Here is a 302-nt window from a genome sequence, read left to right as displayed (position 1 = left end):
TATGACGGCGGTGTGTCGACGCTGCGTCGTTTGACCGGCATGGCCAAGGCGAAACCCGCATCGAACTGGATCAAGGATTGGCTCGAAAACAATCCGCCTGACAAGAAGCTGGTCGTTTTTGCACACCACAAAGACGTGATCGAACAGCTTTATGACGACCACCACCTGCACGCTGTTCAGGTGCACGGGCATATGAAGCAGCGGGAGCGCCAGATAAGCGTCGACCGGCTGCAGACCGATCCGGACGTGCGCATTTTCATCGGCCAGATCACAGCGGCCGGCGTTGGCCTGACACTGACGAA

General features: G+C 57.9%; 1 protein-coding gene. It reads left to right on the top strand.

All coding sequences use genetic code 11. From position 1 onward, the window contains the following. A partial coding sequence (locus ACTJKP_RS27300) for a C-terminal helicase domain-containing protein (protein WP_440632892.1) occupies positions 1 to 302 on the top strand: 302 nt, incomplete at both ends.

It is taken from the genome of Brucella sp. 22210 (assembly GCF_052045675.1).
Lineage (GTDB): Bacteria > Pseudomonadota > Alphaproteobacteria > Rhizobiales > Rhizobiaceae > Brucella.
Note: the sequence above shows the minus strand (reverse complement) of the source record. Positions and strands in the feature narration are given on the sequence as shown.